Below are 24,473 nucleotides of genomic sequence, written 5' to 3'. Positions count from 1 at the left end.
CGCGGGCGGATTACACCGAGGTGGTCGTCGTCGAGGGGATCGTCGCGGTCCGCCGGCCGCGCATGAGGTCGACGAACCGATAGGCAACGAACAGCGCGAAGAAACCCATTGTCCATAACGCGACGTTGCCCACCGTTTTGTTGGTGGGATTGACATAGACCATCAAGGCCATCGCGCCGAAGAGCACGATGGGCGCGCCGTCCGACCAGCGCAACACCTGGGTGCCGCCCCGCCGTACCGCTGCCTTGCCGACGGAGGGGACCATCACAAAAGTGAAGGCGACCATCGTGACGAATACGTAGATCGCCCACCCACGCGGTGCCGCCGGATCGCCGAGAAACATATCGGCGGACGAATTTTTCAGGCTGCGTCCGACCCAGCGGTACAGGCCGAACTTCTCGCAATCGCCGTTGAAGATCAGCATCAACCAGGAGTGCACCAACCCGTAGAGGCCGCACCGCCATAGGTTCTGCCACCAGGTCACCGATCTCGGGTCGACCACGACGCGGCCGTTCAGGGCGAGATTGACCGTGGCATAGGTCGGCCACAGCAACGCCGCCATGAGCACGGGCACCGCCAGCGGGACGTCGCCAAGGTGCACGTTGAAGACGCCGATGTCGCCGTACCGGATGTCACCCCAGATGAATCCGCCGAAGCTGATGTTGGTCTGCTCGAAGACCCACTCGACCGCCGATCCGGTGAGGAAGAACGCCGCCATCAAGGCCGAGCCCAGGTGCTTCCACATGTGGCCGAGCAGCAGGGCGAGGAGCGAGGCAGTGAGCAGCGCCTGCGCGACTATCGGCAGGCCCATGCCGCCGGGGCCGAGCGCCGCCCACCCGGTGAGCACCGCGAACACAGCGCACGCGGAGACGACAATCTTGTCGAGCGCTGCTCGCTGCGACCGTGACGATTGCAGCGTCATTGTCCAGCCTTCCCGTTACGGCGTTGTCTCGATGGGCTTTTCGTTGATATCCGCGCGCTCCGCCGATCCCGAGTTGCCGGACACCCTGCGCGCCCAGCTGGGGAACGTGGCGAGAGCCGCTACACCTAACAGGCCGATCGCCTGCACCGTGGCGTAGAGCGTCAGTCGGCCGTCGCGGACGATGTTGGCGATGATCATCGCGGTGAACGAGACGACGTACAGCGCGATCCACGCGGACAACAGCGCGTCCGGCCGAGCCGCGGCCGGTGTCGCCGAACGCAGTGCGGCAACCGTCACCACACAGAACGCGGCGACCATAACGATCATGAAAGGCCATTGCGGCCCGACGACGAAGGTCCAGATCGTCAGTGGTGACAGCAGCAGGAAGCCGACGAGCAGCACGGCAACGGCCCGCAGCGGTGCCTGCACACCAAGGGCGCGGCCCGTTGTCCAGCGTTGTTCGCCGGTTCCGTCGAGGTAGCGTCGCGCGCCGAGCATCAGGTAATAGAAGACTGACCCCCACACCGCCTGCCAGGCCATGTCGACCAGCGGCCAGCCGAGCCAGTATTGGAACATCGAGAAGTCGCTTCGCCAGGTCCACCAGACGACGTGTCGGAGATTTCCTTCGATAATGTACGGCGCGTCCAGAAAGACCATGAACAGGCCACCGGCGACGGCTGCTTTCCATCTACTCGCAATGCCAAGCGCTTCAACAACTTTGAATCCGATAGAGAAGATTACGGGGTAGAACAAGGTGACATACAACGGCATAGCGGTTGTACCCTTGAACAGCGGCAGGATCGGAAAATTCAGCATCACCAGAAAGTTGCCCTGTTGGTACATGTTCAGGGTCGCCATCCCTGCCAGTTCCAGGACAACCCCGTAAACCAGCGCGGCCACCAGAACGAACGCGTACATGCGGGTGCCGCGACGAAACTGCACGACGGCGTTGACCACCGCGGAGACGCAGATCGTCGCGACCAAAACGTCGTAGAGGATCGTCTGCCACGGTAGCTGAGCCGGGTCGTTGATGAGCAGGAAGTCCATGAGGTTCACCGCTTCCTCTCGACGGGAGTAAACGCCACCGGCATCGACTCGATCCCGACGGCGAAATTGGCGGGCCGCAGCGGCAGTGCGCCGTCGGTGTCCAGTCTCAAGTCGGGTAGCCGAGTCAGCAACTTCTGTGACATCTCTCGTAACTCCAAGCGCGCCAGTTGGTTTCCGATGCAGAAGTGCGCACCGAACCCGAATGCCAGATGGTTGTTGGGGGAGCGGTCGATTAGGAATTCCTCGGGGCTGTCGAACACCGAATCGTCGAAGTTCGCGGACTCGAACATCAACAGAGCCTTGTCACCTTTGTTGAACTGATATCCATAGAACTCGGCGTCTGTGGTGAGGTGACGGCACATGTTCTTCACCGGCGACGAATACCGCAGCATTTCCTCGATGGCGGGCCCGATGAGCGTCTCGGTGTCGTCACGCAGCTGCGCATGCAGGTCTGGGTGCCGCAACAGCTCGGCCCAACCGCCGGACAACGTGTGCCGGGTGGTCTCGTCGCCCGCGACCAGAAGCATCAGGATCTCCTGGAATACCTGTTCTTCCGACAGTCTTTCGCCGTCGACCTCGGCGTAGACCAAGGCGCTGACCATATCGGTGGTGGCCTCGACCTTACGTACCGACACCATCTGGTTGATGTATTCCGACAGTTGCGCGAACGACTCCATCGCGGTAGCCAGGATTTCCGGGGTGGCAGTCGAACTGAGCGTCAACAGGAAGTCGTCAGTCCACTTGAGGAACTTCGGGCGGTCGGCTTTGTCGACGCCCATCATGTTGCCGATGACGGCCATCGGTAACGGACCGGCGAGACTGTCGACGAAGTCACATTCACCACGCTCGGCGATGTCGTCGATCAGGTCGTCGCACAGTTCGTCGATCGACCCGACCTGATCGAGCACGCGTCGCTTGGTGAAGCCGGCACTCACCAGCTTGCGGCGCTTGAAGTGCTCTGGATCGTCGAGGTCGATCATCATCGGCAACGGCGGCATGTCCGGACGGATGCCGCCGGCGTTGGAGAACAGCGCCGGCTGGCGCTCGGCGTCCATGATGGCCGAATACGTGGTGATCGCCACCAGCCCGTTGCGGTCGCGGAAAATCGGCTCGTTCTCGCGCATCCAGCGGTAGGCAGCACGCGGATGACCGAGCAGGTGCGCGTAGAACTGACCATCGGTCAAGTCGATGTCGGGCCGAGTCTGGACCGGCACGCTGGTTGACACTGGCATTTGAGCACCCGTCCATCTCGTCGTTGGCCGCGGCGGACACCGCGTCCCACAGTGACCATACACAATCACGCATGTGTCTGGATAGGCTGCACGGCTGGATATGCTCGGTGGCCTTGGCCTGCGGGTCTATCGCGCCCATCACTAGCCCGAAAGGCTTGTGATGGTGCAGAATCCGGCGACTCCTACGACGCCGAAGATCGGCGGTTGCGCCGTTGGGGAGGCGGGGTCAGCGCGCTCATCACACCGGCGAGGCGCGGGTAGATGATCGCCGGACCAAGCCAGCGCGTCAGAAATTCACGGAGAGCACCGGGGCTGCGTGGCGCGTCACCGGGCTCGATGAGGAACGAGTGCAAAACGCGGAGGCTGAATTCCGCCAATTCGTCGAGAGCCGCCTCGTCGAATCCGTTCGCCTGCCAATCGACTTCGGACCGGTGAAACATCGATCGGCCGAAGGCCATCGCGGTATCCGACGTGATCGACATCGCCATCCCGCCGAGTTGTCGGGTGGTCAGCATCGACACGATCCGATCGTCATCGGCCAGGTGTTCGACAGCGAACGCGATGCCCTCGACGATGGCGGTTGTCGGGTCGGCGAGGCCCTCCAGGTGTTTGGCCAGCTGTTCTAAGAATCCGTCTCCCGACCGCATCGCGGTGGCGATCAACAGCGCCTCGGTGCTGGGAAATAGCGATACACGGTTTGCCTTGTGACGCCGACGTCGCGGGCCACGTCGGCTATCCGCGCGCTCCTTCCGCGCTCGGCGATGATCGCGTCGGCGGCATCCATGATGCGGTTGATCGCTTCCTCGTCGGACGCCGGCGTGTTGCCCGACCAGCCATGACTACGAACCACGACTCACCTCACCGCACCTGCACGCATCGGCGCATCATCTCGTCCGCGCTCCTGGATACCTCGTCGCCGACGAAACGACCCGCTGCCGGGTTTTCCTGACCATGCGGCTGCCGAAGAATGTATGGTGAAGCGCATGGGTCCATTCACTCGACGGGATCGTGCTGGAAATGTGCCCGTCTCAGTGAACTGGGAGACCGCATGCGGGGGTTCCGCACGTGATCGACTGGGCCGGCGAAGTCGGCGCGCTCCCCTTCTGCCATGGTCGACGCCCTCCTGCAGCGGCAAATATTACCGGCATAATCCTTTGGCGCCTCCATCTGGCCATACGCAAAGCAAGTAATGTATGGTCTAATCGATAGCGTTGGACCCCACGCAGGAGGACACAGTCCCATGACCGATCTGAAGGTCCGCCGAGTGCGCTTCGACCTCGGCGGTGACGACATCCCCTTCAACTGGAACCTCGACAAGCCTGCATTCGCCATGCAATGCAATGTCATCTCGTTCTTCGCGCCCGAGTTCGAGAAGTTCGTGGTTGACGCGACCCGCGAGGCGATTCCGCTGATGACCGATCCTGAGGCCATCTCAGAGGCGAACGCCTACCTGCGGCAAGAGGCACAGCACTCGGCCGCTCACGTGCGTCACATCAACGCGCTCTGCAAGCGCTGGCCCGGGCTGAGCGAAGTGAACGAGAAGATCAGGCCTCCTATGAGCGCCTCACGGCCACCAAGCCGTTGGCGTGGCGGCTGGCGTATACGGCAGTCGTCGAGAACACCTTTACTCCGTACTTCAAGGTCTTTCTCGACCACGACGACACGCTGTTCGCGCCCGGCGACGAGCGGGTGGCTTCCCTGTTCTTGTGGCATTTCTGCGAGGGGATCGAGCATCGCAGCTCCGCGATGATCGTCTACAAGGCCGCCGTCGAAGACCGCTATATGTTCCGGCTGCGCACCATCGTCGATGTGATCAGACATCTCGGCGAGATCATGTCGATCATGCATGAGGGTTTCCGCGAACATGTACCCGCGGCGGACGGTGGCGAGCTTGCGCGACTGATGCCCAACGGCTTCTCACGTCGGGCGTTCGTCGATTCTGTCCGGGCCGCCAAGGAACTCATGGGTCCGGAGCAGACCACCTACCATGAGGCCTCCCGGCGGGAGATGGTTGAAATGCTTTGGGGTCTGATCCGATCGCAGGGGCCGAATCATGATCCCAAGTTTGAAAAACTCCCGACTTTGGCGAGACGCTGGTTCCTGCGCTTCGACGAGGAACCCGCCAGTGCCGCGAAATGGTATTCGGTGGGTGTCGGCAAGGCATCTTGAGGACGTTAACCCTGGCTGGATTGTGCTTTTTCGGCGCTGCGAGGGTGCTTGGCCTGCCACCTCACCCAAGTCAATCCGGCTGTGGTGGATAGTAATGCGACGGCCCGTGCGCCGATTTCAGCATCGCCATGCCGCGAAGCGATGCTGACCAGACAAACTCCGAATGTCACCACCCCGATCGCGACGAGAAGCACCCTTAGAGCATTGAGTTTTCCTCTGCTGTCAGGTGCTGTGGCGCCCGCGTCGTCAGTAGCGAGCAATGATCAGAACCTGTGGATGACCCTCGGTGAGGGGGCGTGAAAGTGGGCGCACCTTCCCGGGGATGATCTGAATATCCGAAGGTCCGATCATGAGCCGGCGTTGGCGCGCTGGTTTGGGAAGGTACGCCCGTGCTCACGGTAGTTCACGATGCCACCGAGGCTAACGAAAGCGGCGGCGGTGCTGGCCGGTCGCTGCTTGACGAGATCGTCCGCGACGGCGCCCAGCAGATGTTGGCCGCCGCGCTGCAAGCCGAAGTCGCCACCTACGTGGCCCAGTTGGCCGACCAGCTCGACGAGGACGGCCGCCGGCTGGTGGTGCGCAACGGCTACCACCAGCCCCGCGAGGTCCTGACCGCCGCCGGTGCGGTGGAGGTCACCGCGCCGCGGGTCAACGACCGTCGCGTGGACCCGGATACTGGTGTCCGGCAGCGGTTTCCCTCGGCGATCCTGCCGGCCTAGGCGCGCAAGTCTCCGCAGATGAGCGAGGTGTTGCCGCTGTTGTACCTCCATGGGTTGTCCAGCGGCGATTTCGGGCCGGCGCTGGAGCAGTTCCTGGGTTCCGGGGCAGGGTTGTCGGCTTCGACGATCACCCGGTTGACTGCGCAGTGGCAAGACGAGGCGGCGGCGTTCGGGCGCCGGGATCTGTCTGGCACCGACTACGTGTACCTGTGGGTCGACGGCATTCACCTCAAGGTTCGGCTGGAGCAGACCAAGCTGTGCCTGCTGGTGATGATCGGCGTGCGTGCCGATGGCCGCAAGGAGCTCTTCGCCTTGACTGACGGGTATCGGGAGTCAACCGAGTCGTGGGCCGATCTGCTGCGTGACTGCAAACGCCGCGGGATGGCTGCCCCGGTGCTGGCCGTGGGCGATGGCGCCCTGGGATTCTGGAAGGCGGTCCGGGAGGTGTTCCCGGCGACGCGTGAGCAACGCTGCTGGTTTCACAAGCAGGCCAATGTCCTTGGTGCGCTGCCGAAGTCGGCGCATCCGTCGGCGTTGGCGGCGATCAAGGACATCTACAACGCCGAGGATATCGATAAGGCCCAGGTCGCGGTCAAGGCGTTCGAGGTCGACTTCGGGGCCAAGTACCCTAAAGCGGTCGCCAAGATCGTCGATGACCTCGACACCCTGCTGGAGTTCTACAAGTACCCGGCCGAACACTGGATCCACCTGCGCACGACAAATCCGATCGAAAGCACCTTCGCCACCGTGCGACTTCGGACTAAGGTCACCAAAGGTCCGGGATCACGCGCGGCGGGAATTGCCATGGCCTACAAGCTGATCGACGCCGCACAGGACCGCTGGCGGGCCGTCAACGCCCCACACCTTGTGGCCCTGGTCCGCGCCGGCGCGGTCTTCCACAAAGGCAAGCTCCTCGAACGCCCCATCGACATCACACCTGCACTTCCTCCGGAATCCGAGAGCCCAGCTACGGGCACGGATGTTGCGTGATATTTCGGTGGGCGCTCAGGGTGTGGGCCAGCCGAGCGCATTGAACACGGCGACGGGGTTGAGATAATCACGCCAGTGCACGATTTTGCGGTCACGAAGGGTGATGACGGAGATGAACCGGTTGGCGTAGGGGCGGTTTCCGTCGACGGTGTGGCCCTCGGAGGCGTACTCAAGGATGGCGACGTTTCTAGCAGGGTCGTGGTAGACAGCCAGATCGAAGCAGCGCTCCAGTTGCATTGCGGCGCCGTAGGGACGGTAAAGCTCGGCGAGGGCGTGGCGGCCCGCGACGCGAGGCGGGTATCCGGGCACGGTGATCACGTACTCGGTCACCACATCCTCGGCCATCAAGTCGAAGAAATGCCCGGGATCGACTAGTCCCTGCAGGCCTTCCTCGATAATCCTGAAGAACGGGTCGAGGGCAGCGAAATCTTCCAGATTCGCGATCGGGCGCATAGTGAGTGCCTTTCTTGTTTTGGTTGTGGTGAGGCTATTTCCACGTATCCGCGGTGTGGGTGGCGAACTCCTCGAAGCTGATCGGGGCCCGTCCGGTGACAGCGCGGACATCCTCGTTGGGCCTTGACCCGTTGCCGCCCGCAACCGTGGAGGTCAGCAAACGCAGGATCACGGTGTAGTCGTGCGGCACACCGGCGGCGCTCATCGCCTCGATCCACGCATCCTGATCGATAGCGCAGTAGGTGATCGGGCGGCCGGTGGCCTCAGAGATGATCTCGGCGGCCTGCGTCACGTTCAGCGCCTCAGGTCCGGTCGGAGCGTACGCCGCCCCAGCGTGCGCCACGGGGTCGGCCAGCGTGGCCGCAGCCACGTTGGCGATGTCCTCGACGGCGACGTAGGCTTCGGCCCCATCGGCGTTGGGTACGACGATCGTATCGTCGACCGGTGCCAGGAAGCTCTCGCTGAAGTTCTGCATGAACCAGGCAGGCCGGATGAACGAATGGGTCAACGCCGACCGGTCCAGAAGGTCGAGTTCCACTGCACGCAGCCCGAGTTCGGCCGAGGCATGTTGCATACCGTAGGCGCTGAGGAAGGTGACATGCCCGACTCCGGCGCGCTCGGCCTGGTCGAGGAAATCTGAAACGATTCCCGCGAAGTCCATACGCATCACGGGCGGGATCAGGTAGACGGCCCTGGTGCCGGCGAGCGCGCGAGCATAGGTTGTGTGGTCATCCCAGTCGAACCGGACCTGGCTGCCGTGCCGCGACGCGGTTCGCACCGCCACCCCTTGGTCTGCCAGCCCCGTGGCCACCCGTGATCCGGTCTTGCCGGTAGCGCCGAGGACCAGCACCGGCTTCTCGATGTTGTTCATGAGCCAATCATCACGGCACTCGATGAGCGCTTCAATGATCTTGACGCTCATTGAGTTGTGCAGGACGCTCAAAAGGTGGATCTTCTTCAAGAGCATCTGGTGCGTGCCCGTGCCTCCGGTGGTGTCTTCGCGCGCTCCGCTGCGCGGCCCCCATGGGGACTGCGACTACCAGGTGCAATCCAATTGGCCGTCCACACGGTGGTTCAAGGCAACGCGTGGCTGTGGACCGACGACATTGGCAGCACGGTCGAACTACGTCCCGGCGATCTCGCGCTGGTGCGCGGCGGCCCGGATCACTACATCGCCCACCAGCCAGGGGCGCCGTGCGTCACACACGAAGAGTTCCAATCGCTGCCCGAAACCGACGAAACCGTCTCACCCGACAACGTCTCGGTGTTCTTGTGCGGCGCTTACCGGTTCGCCGGCGACATCGGGCAAGGATTAGTCGACGCGCTTCCGCCGGTACTCTGGCTGCCCTCGGTCATCGACGATCCGATCCACGCCGTCGTCTCGTTGCTGTCACGAGAGATGATGCACCAGCAGCCCGGACGGCAGACGATCCTCGACAGGCTGCTCGACGTGCTCATCGTGTTCGGCCTTCGCTCCGGACTCGGACGCAGCCCCAGTCCACCGGCATGGTTCCGCGCGGCAGCGGATCCCCGCCTGGCGCCCGCCTTGCAGGCTATCCACGGCGAACCCGAAAAACCCTGGACTGTAGACGAACTCGCCAGAACCTCACACATGTCCCGAGCCAACTTCGCCCGCGCATTCCAGCAGAAACTCGGACAGACGCCCATGCGCTACCTCACCGACTGGCGCATGACCCTGGCCCGCGATCTGCTGCTCACCTCCGACAACACGCCCGAACAAATCGCCGACCATATCGGCTACCGCTCGGTCTACGCATTCACCACCGCATTCCATCGCCACCACGGCCAACCACCCCGACGCTGGCAACTCACCGCAACCAGCCAGCACTGACCCGTTCCGAAAGCCGATCGCGACCCCCATCAAGAGGGCCCACACCAACATCAATCCACAACTATTGACAATTGCTCGTCAGTAGCCTTGTCCCGATATAGCGGCGGGTAATACGCTCCGTCGTCTGCGTTGGCGTGAAAGTCCCCACGAAGGGAGGTTGACGATGCCTGATGAGCTCAGCGGACCGGCCAGACTGTTCGATGCGTTGACCACCAAGGGCACCGCCTTCACCCAAGCCGAGCGCCGGCGGCTGGGTCTCTTGGGTCTGCTGCCCACGACAGTAAAGACGCTGGAGCAGCAAGCCGCGCACTGCTGGCATGAATTCTGTACTCGGCGCGACGATCTCGACAAACACATCTATCTACGGGCATTGCAGGACCGCAACGAAACCTTGTTCTATCGGGTACTGCACGACCACATCCCCGAGGCACTGCCCATCGTCTACACACCCACCGTGGGGGAGGCCTGCCAGCGTTTCAGCGAGATCTACCGGCGTCCACGTGGTTTGTTCGTCTGTTACGCCGAGCGCGACTGTCTGGACGAGGTGCTCGACAACCGACCGCAGCGCGAGGTCGATGTGATCGTGGTGACCGACGGGCAGCGCATTCTCGGCCTGGGCGATCAGGGCATCGGCGGCATGGGAATTCCGATCGGAAAGCTGTCGCTCTACACCCTCATCGGGGGCATCGACCCCGCGCGCACCCTTGCGATCGTGCTTGACGTGGGTACCGACAACATCGAACTCCTCGACGATCCCCAATACCTGGGCTGGCGGCACCGGCGTGTCGACGACGACGAGTACTACGCATTCATCGACAAGTTCGTCGCCGCTGTTCGCAAGCAACTGCCCAATGTGCTGCTGCAGTGGGAGGACTTCGCCACGGCGCATGCCCTGCCGATCCTGGCCCGCTACCGAGACAAGCTGCTCACCTTCAACGACGACATCCAGGGGACCGCCGCCGTCACCCTCGGAGCGCTACATGGCGCCGCCAAAGTCGCCGGTCGCCCGCTGTCGCAGCAACAGGTCGTCATGCTTGGCGCGGGCTCGGCCGGTATCGGAGTGCTCGACATGATCCGGCGGCAAATGGTGTCGGAGGGGCTGTCCGAACAGGCTGCCTCGCAGCGCATCTGGGTCGTCGACGTGGTGGGCCTACTCACCGACGACCGCGCCGACCTGTCGGCTGCGCAGCGCGAATTCGCCCAGCCGGCCGGCCGCGTCAGCCGATGGGGTCTGACGGGCCCCGCCCAGCTCTCCGACGTGGTTCACCACGTCGACGCGGGCGTGCTGCTCGGTCTGTCGACCGCGGCGGGCGCCTTTACCGAGAGCATCGTGCGCGAACTCGCCGGCAAGGCCGAGCGGCCGATCATCTTCCCGCTTTCCAACCCGACGAGCCGCGCCGAGGCGCACCCGGCGGAATTGGATCGGTGGACCGACGGGCGCGCCTTGATCGCCACCGGCTCACCGTTCGCGCCGCTACGCAGAAACGGAGTGGAACGCGCTGTAGCCCAATGCAATAACGTCTACATCTTTCCCGCGATGGGGCTCGCCGTGACCGCGGCCCGGGCGACCCGAGTCACCGACGAGATGATGCGGGCCGCCGCGGAAACGTTGGGCGAGGCGTCGCCTGCGCTTGCCGGCCCGGACCGGCCGCTGCTGCCCGCGTGGTCGGACGTGCCCGACGTCGCCGTCCGCATCGCGCACGCGGTGGCCGTGCAGGCCGTCGCCGACGGCGTCGCCCCGGCGCGTAGCGACGCCGAACTCCGCGAACGCATCGCTCAGGTGCGTTGGCTACCCCAATATCCCGCCTCGGCGGGTGCGTGACGGCGCTTTCCCGCGACCGCATCGGGTGGATTGACTTCATACATACAGTGTGTATGTTAATACATACAGTATGTATCTGAAAGGTGAACTCATGAGCGCCACGCTGGACGCCCTCGCGGAGGAACGCAGAATCGTGTTGGACCTTTGCTCGCAGATGCCGGATTGGGTGTGGGCGGAGGACAGTGGTTGCCCGGGCTGGTCGGTGCAGGACCTCGTGTCGCACATGGCGTGCAGCTTCTGGCTGGCTGTCGATCCGTCGACGCTGCCCAGCCCGGGGGAGAAGCTCGCCGAACGCGCCGCGGACCTCTACGTCGACTCGCGACGCTCGATGAGTCCCGAAGAGGTTGTGGCGGACTATGAATCGGTCAGCGCGCGAGGCATGGAGGTGCTCGCCGCGATTGAGGGTCAGGACGTCGACATACCCATCGGCGACGTCGGTACCTACCCCGCCTCGGTGGTGCCGACGACCTTCGTGTTCGAGGCCGTCGTGCACACCCGGTATGACCTGTTCGCCCCGGCAGGCCCGTTAGAGAACGAACCGCCGCCCGTCGACGAGCTGAGCCTTGCCCCCACACTGGATTGGATCGAGGCGGCCCTGCCACAGCAGAATATGCTCCCGCTCAACGACTTACCCGCGGGCGTGGAGATCTGCCTGGACGGCCTGTGCGCCAGGACCCTGCGGCTCGGAGGCCATTCCGAAGGCCATTCCGACGTCGCGGCCCGCGTCACATCCGATTCCCAGGCGTTCGTGCGGTGGATCACGCAGCGCGGTACGTGGGACGCCCTGGGCGCGGCCGCCGAGGGTGACCCGTCGTCGTTGGACGTCGTTCGCCGGCTCAGGGTCTTTTGAACCGCGGCGGAATCCCGAACCTTCATACGGTATGTATGTATGAATGCACTCAGGTGTGAAAGGTGAGGGGCGATGGCGAAGGATGGCCGCCGCACGCAGGCCGAACGTGCGGCCGAGACGCGCGATGCATTAATCGCCGCAGCCCGGCCGCTGTTTGCGTCCGTGGGATTCGCCGACGCGTCGCTGGAAACGATCGTCCGCGACGCGGGGGTAACCCGCGGAGCCCTGTACCACCATTTCGCCGACAAGACCGAGTTGTTCGCGGCGGTGTTCGAGCGGGTGGAAGGCGAGATGGCCGCCCGCATGGGCGAGGCCGTGGCGGCCGCGGGCCACACCGATCCGGTCGAGATCATGCGGCTGTGCGCGGGCCTTTGGCTGGATGCCTGCGCCGAACCCGAGATCCAGCGCATCGTCTTACTCGAGGCGCTGGCGGTGCTGGGATGGGAACGCTGGAGCGACATCGGACACCGCTACAACATCGGATTCGTGACCGGATTGCTCACCGGCGCCATCGAGTCCGGCGGCATTCCCGGTCAGCCCGTCGAGGCGACCGCCCTTTCGATCATGGGAGCGCTGCGCGAGGCGACGCTCTTCATCGCCCGCGCCGACGATCATCGGCGGGCCCGCGCCGAAGCCGGTGCGGTGATGGACAGGCTGCTCGATTCACTGCGTTTTCAGCGTCCCGGACCCGACGTGGTATCTTCGCCGTCGTGAATATCGGCGTGCGCGCGTATTGGCGCTTTATCGTGGCTCCGGGCGGAGCCGGCGATGTGGCGTCTGGTTGACGCAACCGCACGACTGATACCCGGAGCCCGGCAGTGACCACAAGGTCGCTGCTTTTCGTTTTTCAGGGCATCGGAACCAGCGGGCGTGCCCTGGGAGCCGGCAGAGAAAGGCACACACCCTCCATGTCCATCATCAATTGCGAGACGGCGACCATCGATACGTCCGATCACCGAATCGTGTCGTTCCGCGAACTCTCGGCGCCCGCGCTGATCCGCACCGAGCTGCCGTTGACGGTTCGGCGTGCCCAGGCCGTCCAGCGCGATCGCGACGAGATCTCGGCGATCTTGTCCGGAGCTGACGACCGCCTGCTGCTGGTGGTCGGCCCCTGCTCGGTGCACGATCCCGTCGCCGCACTCGACTACGCCCGCCGGCTCGCGCCGGTCGCCGCCGAGTACGCGGACCGGCTGAAGATCGTCATGCGGGTCTACTTCGAAAAGCCGCGCACCACCGTCGGCTGGAAGGGACTCATCAACGACCCCAACATGGATGGCAGCTTCGACGTCGAACGCGGCATCCGCATCGCGCGCGGGTTGTTGCTTGACGTCATCGACGTAGGCCTGCCGGTGGGTTGCGAATTCTTGGAGCCCACCAGTCCGCAATACATCGCCGACGCCGTCGCCTGGGGCGCGATCGGCGCGCGTACCACCGAGTCGCAGGTGCACCGCCAGTTGGCATCCGGGCTGTCGATGCCGGTCGGATTCAAAAACGGCACCGACGGCAACGTCCAGGTTGCCATCGACGGTGTCAAAGCCGCCGCGGCGCCGCACCATTTCTTCGGCACCGACAACGTCGGTCGTGCGGCCGTCGTCGAGACCATGGGCAATGCCGACTGTCACGTGATCCTTCGAGGCGGCACCTCTGGGCCCAATTACGACACCGCCTCGGTGGCCAAAGCGCTCGAAAAGCTAGGCAAAGCAGGGCTTTCCGAGCGGGTGATGATCGACTGCTCCCACGCCAACTCCGCCAAGGACCATGTGCGGCAGGCCGAGGTCACCGCCGAGCTGACCGCGCGCATCGCGGCCGGCGAGCGCGGCATCGCCGGCCTGATGCTGGAGAGCTTCCTGGTGGCCGGCGCCCAATCGCTGGGCGGCGAGTTGACCTATGGCCAATCCGTGACCGATCAGTGCATGGACTTCTCGACGACGGCGGGCTTGGTCGCCGAACTCTACGCCGCGGTGCGCTGATCCCGCGTCGTGACCGGACGGTCAGGGGGAGCGCGCAGCCCTAATCTCGCGCGGGTGCCTGCTGCGCCGAAATCTGGCTCGCGATGGCTTTTTTGTCGATCTTGCCGATCGGCGTGGTCGGCAGGGAGGCCATCGCGACGAGGACGTCGGGGCGGGCGTGCGCGGCCACGCCCCGCTCGTTTAGATAGCCGTTCAATTCCGCGAGCGACAGCTGCGGGCCGTTGAAAACCACAGCCGCACAGATCTTCTCGCCCAGGTAGGGATCGGGCAGTGCGACCGCGGCGGCCGAGTAGATCGACGGATTGGTGTGCATCTGCTCCTCGAGGTCGGCCGCGGAAATCGTCTCTCCGCCACGGCAAATCACGTCTTTGATCCTGCCGGTCACCACCAGATAGCCGTCGTCGCGCAGCAGCACCATGTCACCGCTGCGGAAGAACCCGTCGGGGTCGAAGCAGCGTTCGTTATCGCGCTCGGCGCGGAAGTAGCCGTTGAACGTGTATGGCCCCCGGACCAGCAACTCGCCTTCGGCGCCCGGGGCCACCGGCTCGCCCGCCGCATCGACCACGCGCAGTTCATCGGCGGGACACAACGGCCGCCCCTGGGTGTGTTCGATGAGTTCCGCGGTATCGTCGGGCCGGGTGTAGTTCAGCAGCCCCTCGGCCATCCCGAACACCTGTTGCAGGCCCGGGGTCAGGGCGCTGCGCACCGAGCGGGCATCTTCGGGTTCCAACTTGGCGCCACCAACCTGCAAGAGCCGCAACGTTTTCGGTGTCACCGGTTCCCAGTCGCAGGCTTGCGCCCACAGCTTGGCCAATGCGGGCACCAGCGCGGTGACCGTGACGCGGTGGCGTGCGATGGCGGCAAACGCCGCTTCGGGGCTGGGGTCGGTGCCGAAAACGGTGGCGGCGCCGACGGTCATCGCGCCGAGGAGCCCCGGACACGCGAGCGGGAAATTGTGGCCGGCCGGCAGTACCGCCAGATAGACGTCGTCCGCGGTGAGCCCGCAGAGCCCGGCGCTGGCGCGCGCGTTGAACACATAGTCGTCGTGGGTGCGGGGGATCAGCTTGGGTGTGCCGGTGGTGCCGCCGGAAACCAATAGCAGCGCAGGCGATCCCGGGTCGGGCGGCGGCGGTGGTGAGGCGGCGGGCGCCTGATCGCGTAGCTGCGTCCATGACGTGAAGGGTCCCGGGTCGCCGTCGACGATCACGTGTCGCAGCGCGGCGTGCCGCTCGACCAACCCCTGCGCCATCGTCCGGTAGTCGAATCCGGCCCTGGTGTCGGTGATCAACAGCCCGGTCGCCCCGCTGACAGCGGCGAAATGCCCCAGTTCGGCGGCCCGGTGGCCGGGCAGGCACATCACCGGGATCGCCCCCGCCCGCAGCAGCCCGAACAGCGCGATCGCGAACTCGCAGCCGTTCGGCAATTGCAGCAGTACGCGGTCGCCGGGAGCGATACCCGCGCCCTGCAGTCCCCTGGCCGCGCGGTCGGCCAGGCCGTCGAGGTCCGCATACGCGATGCCGCTGTCGCCCGTGGCGTCCACCACGGCCGGCCGGTCGGGCCAGTGCCGGGCCGCGTCGGTCAGGATGGTGTCCAGCGGCCGTCCCGCCCAGTAGCCGGCCGCCCGATAGGCGGCGGCCCGGTCAGCGGGGAAGGGCACGAATCCGTCGCGGGCTCCGGCCGGCTGGGGTGTGTTCGCCAATCACGACTCCTTGGGCGGTGGCTTCGAACGGGGCTAGTGGCGGGGATGCCGGGAGTAAGGATAGGGTAACCAAAAAATTAGGGCAGCCTTTGCTAATGCAGGGAGGGATCAGTGGTGCACGCCTCGGCACGCTCGGAGGACATCCGGGCAGAGGTGGCAGAACTGCTCGGCGTGGGCGTCGATGCAGTTCAGCCGGGTAGCAACCTGATCGCCCAGGGCCTGGACTCCATCCGGATCATGACCCTGGCCGGCCGCTGGCGCCGCCAGGGGATCGACATCGACTTCGCGACCCTGACCGAAACCCCGACGATCGAAGCCTGGGCCGGTCTGGTCTCCGCCACCGGGCCGGGCACCCACCGGCAGGCCCCGCCCGCCGAGGCGCCCGACCCGGCCGTGGCAGCGGAGCCGTTCCCGCTGGCCCCGATGCAGCACGCGATGTGGGTCGGTCGCCAAGACAACCAGCAACTGGGCGGGGTCGCCGGGCACCTCTACGTGGAGTTCGACGGCGGCCCGCTCGATTCGGACCGCCTGCGCGCGGCGGCCAACGCGCTGGCGCGTCGCCATCCGATGCTGCGGGTGCAATTCCTGCCCGATGGCACCCAGCGCATCCCTCCGGCCGACGAGAGCGGCGACTTCCCGGTCGTCGTCGAGGACCTGCGCTCACTGAGCACCGGTGAGGCCGAGCGGCGCCTCGCCGCGATCCGCGACACCAAGTCACACCAGCAGCTGGACGGCGCGGTGTTCGAACTGGCGGTGACGCTGCTGCCCGGCGAGCGGTCGCGGCTGCACGTCGACCTGGACATGCAGGCCGCCGACGCGATGAGCTATCGCACCCTGATGAGCGATCTGGCCGCCGTCTACAGCGGCCGCGACCTTCCCGAGCTGAGCTACACCTACCGGCAGTACCGCCACGCCATCGAGGCCGCCGACGCGCAGCCGCAGCCGGCCCGCGAGGCCGACCGGGCGTGGTGGGCGCAGCGCCTGCCGGACCTGCCGGACCCGCCCGCACTGCCGTCGATCGGCGGCCGCGGCTCGAACCAGAGCACCCGGCGCTGGCACTGGCTGGACCCGCACACCCGCGACGCGATGTTTTCCCGCGCCCAAGCGCGCGGCATCACCCCGGCGATGGCGCTGGCCGCGGGATTCGCCAACACCCTGGCCCGCTGGTCGACCACCTCGCGCTTTCTGCTGAACGTACCGCTATTCGGCCGCCAGCCTCTGCACCCGGACGTCGATGGGCTGGTCGGCGACTTCACCTCCTCGTTGCTGCTCGACATCGACCTCGCCGGCGCACGCACCGCGACGACGCGCGCGCAGGTGGTGCAGGACGCGATGCGCACGGCGGCGGCCCACTCCGCCTATCCCGGGTTGTCGGTGCTGCGCGACCTCAGCCGTCATCGCGGCACCCAGGTGCTCGCGCCCGTGGTTTTCACCAGCGCGCTGGGCCTCGGCGAACTGTTCAACCGTGAGGTGACAGGCCAATTCGGCACGCCGGGCTGGATCATCTCCCAGGGCCCGCAGGTGTCGCTCGACGCGCAGGTCACCGAGTTCGACGGCGGGGTGCTGGTGAATTGGGATGTGCGCGAAGCCATGTTCCCGCCGGGCGTCGCCGACGCCATGTTCGCCTACCACATCGACGAGCTGCTCCGGCTGGCCTCCACCGACGACGCGTGGGACGCGCCGGGCCCCTCGGCGCTGCCCGACGCGCAGCGCGCGGTACGCGCGGCGGCGAACGCCCGCACCGCCGAACCCAGCGGAGAAGCGTTGCACGACGGGTTCTTTCGGCAGGCCGAGCGGCAGCCCGACGCGCCGGCGGTGCTGGCCGGCACCGGTGACCTCAGCTACGCGCAACTGCGCGACCAGGCGCGGGCGGTGGCCGCCGCGTTGCGCTCCGCCGGTGTTGCCGCCGGTGACACCGTCGCGGTGATGGGCCCGAAAACCGCCGAGCAGATTCCGGCGGTGCTGGGCATCCTGTCCCTCGGCGCCGCGTACCTGCCGATCGGCGTCGACCAGCCGCGAGACCGCGGCGAGCGCATGCTGGAAACCGGCGGGGTGACCCTGGCCCTGGTGTGCGGCGGCCGGCGGCTGTCCCTGCCGGTGCCCGAACTGGTGCTCGGCGAGGTGCTTCGCGAAACTCCCGTCGACGCTGAGATCGACCTGCCGGCAATCGATCCCGCCGAGCTTGCCTACGTGTTGTTCACCTCGGGATCCACCGGCGAACCCAAGGGCGTCGAGGTCACCCACGACGCGGCGATGAACACGGTGGAATTCATCGGCCGCCATTTCGAGATCGGCGGGCGCGATAGATGCCTGGCGCTGTCGACCCTGGAAGGCGACATCTCGGTGATGGACCTGTTCGTCACCTTGCGTACCGGCGGGGCGATCGTGGTGGTCGACGAGGAGCAGCGGCGCGATCCCGACGCGTGGGCCCGGCTCATCGACACCCACCGAGTCACGGTGCTGCACTTCATGCCCGGCTGGCTGGAGATGCTGATCGAGGTCGGCCGGGGGCGGCTGTCCTCGGTGCGGGTGGTCCCCACCGGAGGCGACTGGGTGCGACCGGCTGTCGTACGCCGGCTGCGGGCCGAGGCGCCCAACCTTCGTTTCGCCGGCCTCGGCGGTGCAACCGAAACCCCGGTGCACAACACCGTTTTCGAGGTGACCGAGCCGATACCGGAAGACTGGACGGCCCTGCCCTTCGGCGTCCCGCTGCCCAACAACGCCTGCCGCGTCGTCGACGACACCGGCGCCGACTGCCCCGACTGGGTCCCCGGAGAACTCTGGGTGTCCGGCCGCGGCATCGCGCGCGGCTACCGCGGGCGTCCCGACCTCACCGCGGAACGCTTCGTCGAGCACGACGGCCGAATCTGGTACCGCACCGGCGATTTGGTCCGCTACCGGCCGGACGGCACCATCGAGTTCGGCGGCCGCGCCGACCACCGCGTGAAGATCAGCGGGTACCGCGTCGAGCTGGGCGAGGTCGAGACCGCTTTGCGGCGCGTGCCCGGGGTGCGCACGGCGGTGGCCGCCCTGATCGCCGTGTCCGGGGAGTCCGACGTGCTCGCCGCGCAGGTGTGCACCGACGACACCTCCGTGACCGCCGAGCGGATCCGGCAGCATCTCGGGACTCTGGTCCCCGCACACATGGTCCCTCGCCACATCGTGATGGTCGGACGGATCGGTTTCACCGACGCCGGAAAGCTGGACCGCCGCGCCGTCGTGTGCGAACTGGAAATCGTTGTCTCCCAAACGCAGCGGCCCGGACAACGGTCACCGTCGACACCCTTGGAATCGGCACTGGCGACGATCGTCGGTGACCTGCTCGGCCGGGACAACGTCGGAGTCGACGACGACTTCTTCGCGCTCGGCGGCGATTCGGTGCTCGCCACGCAGGCGGTGGCGAGGATCCGGGCGTGGCTGGACGCACCCGACATCATGGTCGCCGACATCTTCGCCAACCGGACTGTGGCGGCGCTGGCCGCGGTGCTGCGTGACGGCGAGGAGGGCCCCGGCCGGCTCGACCAGGTCGCCGAGCTGTACCTGGAAGTGGTCGGCATGGACGCCGAATCGGTTCTGGCGGCCGCTCGACAAACCGCGAAGTCATAGATAGCACAATGGCATTGAATGATCTGATCACCGTGTCCGCCACGTTCCCCTCCTGGATCAAGCTGATCCCGGGACGCCGCCACCGACCACCCGCAGGTGCCACCGTGCTATTCCCGCACGCCGGCGCGGCCGCGGCGAGTTACCGGGTGCTGGCGGCGGCGCTGGCCGCCGGCGATGACACCTACATCGTGCAGTACCCGCAGCGGGCCGACCGACTCAGCGAGCCCGGCCACCACAGCGTGCACGACCTGGCCGCCAGCCTGTTCGCGGCCGCTCCATGGGGCGACGTCGCGCCGCTGACGTTGTTCGGGCACAGCATGGGTGCGGTGGTCGCCTTCGAGTTCGCCCGCGTGGCCGAGACGCATGGGGCCGCCGTGCATAAACTCTGGGTCTCGGCCGGGCCGCCGCCCTGCGTCGTCGCCGGTATGCCCGAACTGCCGACCAGCGACGACGAATTACTGGCCGATATCGCCGATCTGGGTGGTACCGACCCCGAACTGCTTGCCGACGAGGAGTTCTTCGAACTGTTGACCACCGCGGTGCGCGCCGACTACCAGGCCTTCAACGGCTACGACCCCAGCCCCGACGTCCGCATCGGCGCCGACATCCACGTGCTGGGTGGCCATGACGACCACCGCGTCGCCACCGGCGTGCTGCGGCAGTGGGAAAGGCACACCTCCGGGGCCTTCGCGCTCTCGCTGTATGACGGCGGGCACTTTTACTTCTATGACCATGTCGACGCGATCGCCGCGCAGGTGAACGCCGGGTGATGCCGATGTCTGACAGTGGTTTTAGCGCGCGCCCGGACGCCGGCGGCGCCGATCCCGTGGTGATCGTGGGAATGGGTGTGGAAGCACCCGGCGGCATCGAAACCGCCGAGGCGTACTGGGATCTGTTGGCACACGGCCGCGAGGCGTTGGGCCCGTTCCCCACCGACCGCGGGTGGGCGGTGCGTGAACTGCTGGCCAACTCTCGCCGCAGCGGCTTCAAAGAGATTCATGACCGCGGCGGCTTCCTCACCGGCGCAACCACATTCGATCCGGAGTTCTTCGGAATCTCACCCCGCGAGGCCGTCGTGATGGATCCGCAGCAGCGGGTGGCGCTTCGGGTGGCCTGGCGTGCGTGCGAAAACAGCGGCATCAATCCCGACGACCTGGCCGGGCACGAAGTGGGCTGCTTCGTCGGCGCCTCGGCCACCGGCTACGGGCCGGAGATGGCCAAGTTCTCCGAACACAGCGGTCACCTGTTGGCCGGCACCGCGCTCAGCGTGATCTCAGGCCGCATCGCCTACACGCTGGGATTGGCCGGGCCGGCACTCACGCTGGATTCCTCGTGCGCGTCGGCGCTGGTGGCCTTCCATGTCGCGGTGCGCTCCCTGCAGAACGACGACTGCGACCTGGCCATCGCGGGTGGGGTCAACGTGCTGGGCTCGCCGGGCTTCTTCGTCGAGTTCTCCAAACAGCATGCGCTCTCCGACGATGGGTATTGCCGGCCCTACAGCGCGCAGGCGAGCGGCACCGTGTGGGCCGAGGGCGCGGCGATGTTTGTGCTGCAACGTAAGTCGGCCGCGTTGCGCGCCGGCCGGCACATCCTCGCCGAGGTGCTGTCTACCGCCATGAATCAGGACGGGCGCAGCGCCGGCCTGAGCGCGCCCAGCGGTGACGCCCAGGTGCGGCTGTTCCAGCGCGCGATCAGCCAGGCCGCGATCAAACCCGCCGAGGTGGGGATGATCGAGGGACACGGTACCGGCACCCGACTTGGCGATCGAACCGAGTTGCGCTCGCTGGCGCAGACTTACGGCGACACCGAACCGGGCGCAGGGGCCTGGCTGGGCTCGGTGAAGTCCAACCTGGGGCACTCGCTGGCCGCGGCCGGCGCGCTGGGGCTGGCGAAGGTGCTGGTATCCGCCGAGCACGGCGCCGTGCCACCGACCCTGCATGCCGGCGAAGCGAGCCCCGAAATCGAATGGGAGAAACAAGGTTTACGGTTGGCGCAGACCCTGACACCGTGGGCCGCCGTTGACGGACAACGTATCGCGGCGGTATCGGCGTTCGGGATCGCGGGCACCAACGCGCATCTGATCGTCTCCCTGCCCGAGGACGCATGATGCTCACCCATCGACTACCGGACGGGCGCATCCCGGTGGTGCTCAGCGCCCACGACCCGGAGCTGGTCCGCCGGGAAGCATCGGCGGTCGCGGACTACCTGGGTCGCGTCGGGAACTCGGCGGACCTGACCGCCGCGGTCGCGTCCACCCTGCTGCACCTGCGCAAGGTGCGACGTCACCGTGCGGTGGTGCGGGCGGCGGACAGTACCGAGCTGCTCGCGGGACTGGCCGCGATCGCGGGCGGCGAGGACCACGAACTGGTGTCGCACTCCGCGCGGACGACGCCGCCGCGCCTCGCGTTCGTGTTCCCCGGCCAGGGCAATCAGTGGCAGGCGATGGGGGCCGACGCCTACCGGCGGCTACCCGCCTACCGCGAGGCCGCCGACCGGTGCGCGCATGCGTTCACAACGGCCGAATTCCCCTCTCCGCTGCCGTATCTGGTGAGCGACGACGCACGCGACTGGTCGCGCCCGGAAATCCAGGGCGCGCAGTTCACCCACGCGGTGAGTCTGGCCGAAGCGTGGCGGTCCTGCGGGGTGCTGCCCGACGTCACCATCGGTCACAGCCTCGGCGAGTTGGCGGCGGCCTATGTGGCGGAAACGATTTCGCTGCCCGACGCGGTCAAGCTGGTGATCGCGCGCGCCACAGTCATCGACCGGCTGACCGGAAGCTACGCCATGGCGGTGCTCGGCACCGGCCTGGACACCGCGGAGTCGCTGCTGACCGAGGCGCCGGGCTGGCTGGAAGTCTCGGCGGTCAACGGGCCGTCGTCGACGGTGGTCGCCGGCGACCACCCGGCGGTGACCGCCGTGGTGCGGCTCGCCCAGCAGCGCGGCATCTTCGGCCAGCAACTGTCCGTCGACTATCCGGGCCACACCAGTGCGCTGCGGCCGCTGCGGGAGCGGCTGGCCGAACTGACTCCTCGCTCGATGTTCCGGGACGGCCCGGTGCGGTTCATCGGCTCCACGCTGGGCGCCGAGCCGGGTGCCACCACCGACTTCTCCGAGTACTGGTATGAAAACCTCTGCGGCACAGTCCGATTCGATCGCGCCGTGCAGTCCGCCCGGGCGTGCGGGGCCGACGCGTTCGTAGAGCTCTCGGCGCACCCGTCGTTGCTGTACCCGCTCGGCGACGTCGTCGAGGACGACTCGACCGTCATCGTGGGCTCGGGGCATCGCGACCGAACCATCACCGAATCGCTCTCGGCCGGCCTCGCCGCCGTCGCGATCGCCGACCCCGGCTGCAGGTGGACCGACGCGGTCCCGCGGGCCGACCGGCCCGCGCTGCGGGGCTTCCCGAACGCCCCGATGCGGGCGGTGTACCTGTGGGCGGCGCCGGAACGGTTGACCGAGGTGGCGCCGGAGCCGGCACTCACCGTGGGCGTCGAGGGCTGGCGGCCGACGACGGCACCGCTCACCCAGAATTCGGCCGCCACCGACATCGGCTTCGCCGGGACGGGCCCGCTGACCCGACGGCTCGCCGAAGCCGTTGCGGCACACGGCAGCTGCCGGGAGGTGCCGTCGCATGACGCGGAAGTCGTCGTGGTGGCCGCGGCCGAGCTCGACCAACTCGACGCCACCGCCGCGATCGAGGAGATCGCCGCCCGGTCCGACGCCGGCCTACCCGATTACCCCGCGCTGATCGGCCCCCGGTGCCGCGCCGTCTGGCTGCTCACCGCGGGCGCCGAACAGATCACGGACGATGACGCCAACGTCTCGCCGGCGCAGGCGGCGCTGGCGGGCATGCATCGCAGCGTCGGCTTCGAATTCCCCGACCAGGCATTCGGGCATCTCGACCTCGAGCACCGCGATGTCGATCCCGCCACGGCACGCGCCGCCGTCGAGGTGCTGCTCGGTGAGGCGGCCGAAATCGCCTTGCGGGGCCCCGAAACGCCCCGCCGCCTCGTCCGGACGTTCCGTACGTCGTGCGAATCGGCGCCGCGCCTCGATGCCGCCGCGCTGGACGACGTGGTGATCACCGGCGGCAGCGGAGCCATCGGGCTGCAGTACGCGCGGTATTGCCTGAAACGCGGCGCCAGAACCGTCACCCTGTTGAGCCGCAACGGCGTTGATCCGGCCGTACTCAGTGAGCTCGCCGACGGATATGACGCCGAAGTCCGCGCCCCACGCTGCGATATCACCGATCACGACGCGGTGGCGGCGGTCGCCGCGAACTCTGCGGGGCCGGGTGCGTCGTTGCTGATCCACGCCGCGGGCATCGCGCGGGCCCTCTCGCGGTCGGATCTCACCGGCGCGGACGTGGCGGCGGTCTGCGCGGCGAAGGTGCGTGGATTGGCGGTGCTGGCCGACATGTGGCCGCTGCGGCCGGACTGCCGGATCCTGGCCTGCTCCTCGGTATTCGGGGTGTGGGGCGGCTACATGCACGCGGCGTACGCGGCGTCCAACCGGATGCTCGACGTGCTGGCCGCGCAGTTGCGCGCCACGGGCCGCGACTGCACGGCGATCCGGTGGGGCCTGTGGCAGGGCGCCGGGGTGGTGGGGGGCGACGAGATCACGCGCACCGAGCGCTCCGGTCTGGTGGCGATGGAGCCGGAGCGGGCGATCGAGGCCAGCCTGCGCCGCCAGGACGGCGACCCGCTGATTTTCGACGCGGACTTCGATCGGCTCCGGGTGTTCTTCGAAAGTCAGTCCATGCCAATGCCGTTCACCACGGCACGCGCCGCCGAGGACGAGGACCGCGAAGGCCCGGTCGAGCGGCCCCTCGCCGAGATAGTGCGGGCCGAACTCGCCGCGACGTTGCACGTGGGTGATTCGCTGTCGATCGATTTGGGCGCGTCGCTGATCGATCTGGGTGTGGACTCGCTACTCGCGCTCGACCTGCGCAAGCGGCTGCGCCGCACTGTCGGCAATTCGGTTCCGGTGTCGCGCATGCTCGGCGGCATCACCGTGACCGAACTGATCGACACGTTGCGTGCCGACTCTGCCGGCGGGCCCGCGGCGCCATTGGGGCGCGCCGCCGCCACCAGCGGTGCGCACCACCCAACGCTCGCGATGCTAGAAAGGTTGGACTCCTAG

16 protein-coding genes and 3 pseudogenes are annotated in these 24,473 nt (G+C 66.8%); 12 read left to right on the top strand and 7 right to left on the bottom strand.

Annotated elements, in window-relative coordinates; genetic code table 11:
* Window positions 1-10: 10 nt before the first annotated feature.
* The 4 genes and pseudogenes from OQ789_RS10745 to OQ789_RS10730 form a co-directional block, all read right to left on the bottom strand.
* The gene (locus OQ789_RS10745; RefSeq protein WP_324685586.1) at window positions 11-922 is read right to left on the bottom strand and encodes a hypothetical protein; all 912 of its coding nucleotides are present in this window, start codon (window positions 920-922) and stop codon (window positions 11-13) included.
* A 15-nt stretch (window positions 923-937) separates the two neighbouring features.
* The gene (locus OQ789_RS10740; protein ID WP_324685585.1) at window positions 938-1,906 is read right to left on the bottom strand and encodes a hypothetical protein; all 969 of its coding nucleotides are present in this window, start codon (window positions 1,904-1,906) and stop codon (window positions 938-940) included.
* A 68-nt stretch (window positions 1,907-1,974) separates the two neighbouring features.
* A complete protein-coding gene (locus tag OQ789_RS10735; RefSeq protein ID WP_324685584.1) occupies window positions 1,975-3,201 on the bottom strand; it encodes a cytochrome P450 in 1,227 nt (408 codons plus the stop codon).
* Window positions 3,202-3,383: 182 nt separating this feature from the next.
* A pseudogene (locus OQ789_RS10730) lies at window positions 3,384-4,051 on the bottom strand (TetR/AcrR family transcriptional regulator).
* Between the two features lie 339 nt (window positions 4,052-4,390).
* On the opposite strand from OQ789_RS10730, the pseudogene OQ789_RS10725 reads away from it, so the two are divergent.
* From OQ789_RS10725 to OQ789_RS10715, 3 genes and pseudogenes are all read left to right on the top strand, one after another.
* Window positions 4,391-4,654: pseudogene (locus OQ789_RS10725) on the top strand (metal-dependent hydrolase); the annotation flags it as partial.
* Window positions 4,655-4,782: 128 nt separating this feature from the next.
* Window positions 4,783-5,370, top strand: a complete 588-nt coding sequence (locus OQ789_RS10720; protein ID WP_420716088.1) for a metal-dependent hydrolase — start codon at window positions 4,783-4,785, stop codon at window positions 5,368-5,370.
* 389 nt (window positions 5,371-5,759) lie between these two features.
* Window positions 5,760-7,079: pseudogene (locus OQ789_RS10715) on the top strand (IS256 family transposase).
* 15 nt (window positions 7,080-7,094) lie between these two features.
* On the opposite strand, the gene OQ789_RS10710 reads toward OQ789_RS10715, so the two are convergent.
* Together OQ789_RS10710 and OQ789_RS10705 are read right to left on the bottom strand one after the other, a co-directional pair.
* Window positions 7,095-7,532 carry a nuclear transport factor 2 family protein gene (locus OQ789_RS10710; protein ID WP_324685582.1) on the bottom strand — a complete coding sequence of 146 codons (438 nt, stop codon included), beginning with the start codon at window positions 7,530-7,532 and terminating at the stop codon, window positions 7,095-7,097.
* A gap of 34 nt (window positions 7,533-7,566) precedes the next feature.
* Entirely contained in the window at window positions 7,567-8,493 is a 927-nt protein-coding gene (locus tag OQ789_RS10705) for an NmrA family NAD(P)-binding protein (RefSeq protein ID WP_324685580.1), read from the bottom strand.
* Between OQ789_RS10705 and OQ789_RS10700 the strand changes: the two genes are divergently transcribed.
* The 5 genes from OQ789_RS10700 to OQ789_RS10680 all read left to right on the top strand — a co-directional run bounded on the left by OQ789_RS10700 (window position 8,479) and on the right by OQ789_RS10680 (window position 14,026).
* Window positions 8,479-9,384, top strand: a complete 906-nt coding sequence (locus OQ789_RS10700) for an AraC family transcriptional regulator (protein WP_324685578.1) — start codon at window positions 8,479-8,481, stop codon at window positions 9,382-9,384. The two genes, OQ789_RS10705 and OQ789_RS10700, sit on opposite strands and share 15 nt — an antisense overlap.
* A 163-nt stretch (window positions 9,385-9,547) precedes the next feature.
* Entirely contained in the window at window positions 9,548-11,206 is a 1,659-nt protein-coding gene (locus OQ789_RS10695; RefSeq protein WP_324685577.1) for an NAD-dependent malic enzyme, read from the top strand.
* 91 nt (window positions 11,207-11,297) lie between these two features.
* Window positions 11,298-12,056, top strand: a complete 759-nt coding sequence (locus tag OQ789_RS10690; RefSeq protein WP_324685576.1) for a maleylpyruvate isomerase family mycothiol-dependent enzyme — start codon at window positions 11,298-11,300, stop codon at window positions 12,054-12,056.
* Between the two features lie 72 nt (window positions 12,057-12,128).
* Entirely contained in the window at window positions 12,129-12,770 is a 642-nt protein-coding gene (locus OQ789_RS10685; RefSeq protein ID WP_324685574.1) for a TetR/AcrR family transcriptional regulator, read from the top strand.
* Window positions 12,771-12,964: 194 nt separating this feature from the next.
* Window positions 12,965-14,026: a 3-deoxy-7-phosphoheptulonate synthase gene (locus OQ789_RS10680; protein ID WP_324685573.1), complete on the top strand. Its 1,062-nt coding sequence runs from the start codon at window positions 12,965-12,967 to the stop codon at window positions 14,024-14,026.
* 40 nt (window positions 14,027-14,066) lie between these two features.
* On the opposite strand, the gene OQ789_RS10675 is transcribed toward OQ789_RS10680, so the two are convergent.
* The gene (locus OQ789_RS10675) at window positions 14,067-15,725 is read right to left on the bottom strand and encodes a (2,3-dihydroxybenzoyl)adenylate synthase (RefSeq protein WP_324685571.1); all 1,659 of its coding nucleotides are present in this window, start codon (window positions 15,723-15,725) and stop codon (window positions 14,067-14,069) included.
* A 111-nt stretch (window positions 15,726-15,836) separates the two neighbouring features.
* Between OQ789_RS10675 and OQ789_RS10670 the strand changes: the two genes are divergently transcribed.
* From OQ789_RS10670 to mbtD, 4 genes are read left to right on the top strand one after another with little or no spacing between them, the layout of a single operon-like run.
* Window positions 15,837-19,331 carry an amino acid adenylation domain-containing protein gene (locus tag OQ789_RS10670; protein ID WP_324685570.1) on the top strand — a complete coding sequence of 1,165 codons (3,495 nt, stop codon included), beginning with the start codon at window positions 15,837-15,839 and terminating at the stop codon, window positions 19,329-19,331.
* An 8-nt stretch (window positions 19,332-19,339) separates the two neighbouring features.
* Window positions 19,340-20,101 (top strand): thioesterase II family protein, encoded by a 762-nt coding sequence (locus tag OQ789_RS10665; RefSeq protein ID WP_324685569.1) that lies wholly within the window; start codon window positions 19,340-19,342, stop codon window positions 20,099-20,101.
* Window positions 20,098-21,438, top strand: a complete 1,341-nt coding sequence (locus tag OQ789_RS10660; RefSeq protein ID WP_324685567.1) for a polyketide synthase — start codon at window positions 20,098-20,100, stop codon at window positions 21,436-21,438. The genes OQ789_RS10665 and OQ789_RS10660 overlap by 4 nt, the downstream gene beginning before the upstream one ends.
* Complete coding sequence (gene mbtD / locus OQ789_RS10655; RefSeq protein ID WP_324685782.1) at window positions 21,438-24,473, top strand: mycobactin polyketide synthase MbtD; 3,036 nt, start codon at window positions 21,438-21,440, stop codon at window positions 24,471-24,473. The genes OQ789_RS10660 and mbtD overlap by 1 nt, the downstream gene beginning before the upstream one ends.

Origin of the sequence: Mycobacterium sp. 94-17, assembly GCF_035617725.1 — a bacterium.
GTDB lineage: Bacteria > Actinomycetota > Actinomycetes > Mycobacteriales > Mycobacteriaceae > Mycobacterium.
Note: the sequence above shows the minus strand (reverse complement) of the source record. Positions and strands in the feature narration are given on the sequence as shown.

What these genes read in the sequence shown, in the direction of transcription:
- OQ789_RS10710 (WP_324685582.1), bottom strand. Translation starts at nt 7,532, where the DNA reads ATGCGCCCGATCGCGAATCTGGAAGATTTCGCTGCCCTCGACCCGTTC.
- OQ789_RS10665 (WP_324685569.1), top strand. Translation starts at nt 19,340, where the DNA reads ATGGCATTGAATGATCTGATCACCGTGTCCGCCACGTTCCCCTCCTGG.
- OQ789_RS10690 (WP_324685576.1), top strand. Translation starts at nt 11,298, where the DNA reads ATGAGCGCCACGCTGGACGCCCTCGCGGAGGAACGCAGAATCGTGTTG.
- OQ789_RS10695 (WP_324685577.1), top strand. Translation starts at nt 9,548, where the DNA reads ATGCCTGATGAGCTCAGCGGACCGGCCAGACTGTTCGATGCGTTGACC.
- OQ789_RS10745 (WP_324685586.1), bottom strand. Translation starts at nt 922, where the DNA reads ATGACGCTGCAATCGTCACGGTCGCAGCGAGCAGCGCTCGACAAGATT.
- OQ789_RS10735 (WP_324685584.1), bottom strand. Translation starts at nt 3,201, where the DNA reads ATGCCAGTGTCAACCAGCGTGCCGGTCCAGACTCGGCCCGACATCGAC.
- mbtD (WP_324685782.1), top strand. Translation starts at nt 21,438, where the DNA reads ATGCTCACCCATCGACTACCGGACGGGCGCATCCCGGTGGTGCTCAGC.
- OQ789_RS10685 (WP_324685574.1), top strand. Translation starts at nt 12,129, where the DNA reads ATGGCGAAGGATGGCCGCCGCACGCAGGCCGAACGTGCGGCCGAGACG.
- OQ789_RS10680 (WP_324685573.1), top strand. Translation starts at nt 12,965, where the DNA reads ATGTCCATCATCAATTGCGAGACGGCGACCATCGATACGTCCGATCAC.